This window comes from Aquabacterium sp. UBA2148 (assembly GCF_002328915.1).
Lineage (GTDB): Bacteria > Pseudomonadota > Gammaproteobacteria > Burkholderiales > Burkholderiaceae_C > Aquabacterium > Aquabacterium parvum.
In genome coordinates this window covers 1-2,141 of sequence record NZ_DCXA01000232.1, presented here as the reverse complement: position 1 = coordinate 2,141, position 2,141 = coordinate 1, and the positions used below count along the sequence as shown (strand labels likewise).

At 67.8% G+C, this 2,141-nt stretch carries 1 protein-coding gene; it reads right to left on the bottom strand.

What is annotated here, in order from left to right; all coding sequences use genetic code 11:
- Positions 1–2,141, bottom strand: a 2,141-nt coding sequence (locus B2W70_RS13005; RefSeq protein WP_286746274.1) for an ImcF-related family protein, incomplete at both ends; no start/stop codon positions are given.

The window sequence follows — 2,141 nt, the reverse complement described above, 5'->3', positions numbered from 1 at the left end:
CCCTGGCCGCTGAGCGGGGCCACCCAGGCCCCCAGGCCGCCAGCGAAGGCCGGCCGCAGGCGCACGCCCATGTCGGCCCAGGTGCGCGGGGTGAGCTGGTCTCCCCGACGCAGCACCAGCGCGCCCAAGGACTGCTCGAGGTACTTGGCAACCGCACCTTCGGTGCCGAAGATGGCAGCCAACTCGACCTGCGTTGCCTCCATGCGCGAGCTTCGGTCGAAGGGGTACTTGCTCGCCAAGGTGCGCTGGTAGGGCTCGAAAACCTGGGCATGCCAGACGCGATTGAGTTCCGCCTCGGTGGGCGGCACCAAGGCCGAAAAGGCCTGCATCAACGGCCGAACGAGGATGGGTCTGAGCGCCTGGCGCGCGCCCTCGTCCAGCCCGGTCAGGAGCTGCTCATCGACCAGTTTCAGGGCTTCGGCCAGCTCACCGGTGCCCTCGAGGGTCTGCTGCATGAACTGGCGCGCGCCCGGCCCGGGGTCACCCTGGGTCTTCATCTGGTTGAGGCGGGCCCGCACGCGCGCGAGCGAGTCCAGGTAGACACGGGTCAACGTCTGCCCCCCATCTCGCGGCAGCATCAGGCGGTTGACACCGGCAAAGGCCTTGCCGATCGGCCCGGTGGGGACCTCGGCGGCGCGCAACTGCTCGGCGCTGAGCGTGACCTGAACCGGCGTCGGGTTCATGCCCAGCACGGTGTTCTTGAACCAGCCAATCAGGCCCTGCTGCCCTTTGGCCAGGCGATCGTTGAGCATCGACGGGTTGTCCCAGGCGGTCTGGTCCTGCAAGGTCTGCAACAGCAGGCCGATGGGCGAGTGCACCGGGTCACCCAGGCGCTGCATGCGCTGCACGGCCACATCGAAGCCCTGGAAGTCCAGCACCGTGATGCCCTGGATGAACTTGCCCCACTGCTGCGCGTACTCGGACTTGTAGAGCTGGGTCAGCGACTTCTGGATCTGTTCGGGACTGCCTTCGAGGGTCAGGTCGTCCGAGGTGGCCGTCTTGAGCACCCAGTCGGTGGACTGCAGCGACTGGTGTGCCGCGTCCTTGATCGCATCGCGCACGTAACCCTCCCAGGCCTCGCGGGTGAAGGCGCCCGAGACGACATGGCTGCCGGCGATGACCTGGCGGTCGCCTTCGCCAACGATGCGAGCCACGGTGACGGGCGGGAAGCGGGTGGCGGCCCGGGCCTTGATTTCGCCATACACGCGTTCGCGCGCCGGCAGCCCCTTGACCACTCGGCGCAGGTTCTCGCGGGTGCGGTCGAGCAGGGCCACATCGAGGTCCATCTGCGGAAACGCCGGGTTCGACATCTGAGTGAGCGCGAACGACAGGATGCGCTCGGCGCGGCGGATCATCTGTTCGCGTGGCATGGCGCCGCGGTTGGCCTCCAGCCACTCACGCCAGTAGCGGGTGAGCTGGTCCCCCAGGTGGCCGGGCTCCAGACGCTCGCGATCGCCCAGCATGAGGTAAGCCTTCAAGGCGTTGTAGGCCTCGGTGACGTCGCGGTTGGAAGCCGCCTGATAAGGCGAGCCGGGAGTGCTGGACGAGGCGGCAAGGGCCGCAGACGCGGTGACACCCGCCAGGGGCACACCGCCCGCCGCGTCCGACGCGGCACCCACGGGGGCCTCAAGCACCGTTTGTGCGCCGCCCCCCGGCGTGACGCTGCGCCAGTGGGCCGACTGCGCGTTGGCATCGCTCAGGTACGCCGACAGGGCCTGCACGCTGGGCTTGAGCAGCACCGATTCGAGGCCATTGAAGTATTCCTCCAGCAACCGGTTCTCGATGCGCGCGTCTTGTGACAGCCCCAGAGACCAGACAGCCGAGCGGCGATCCCGCTGCACCTGCTCGAGTCGGTCCTGCAAGATCTCCAGGGCCTCCATGCGTGACGCCAGGTCCAGCTTCTGGTCCTGCACCTTCACGGCCTTGAGCAAGTCGGCCTCGACCCTGGCAACGCGATCTCGGTTGTCCGTGTAGGACCAGGTCCAGGCCGCCAGCAAAGCCCCCAGCACGGCCATCCCGCCGAAGAAAGCCGCTTGCCTCAGGCGAAGGCGCGTGCGACTGGTGTACTGCCGCACCAGCTCGCGGTCAGCGAAGATGACCCTGGAGAACAGCTCCTTGAGGAAAAAGCCGCTCTGCGAGTA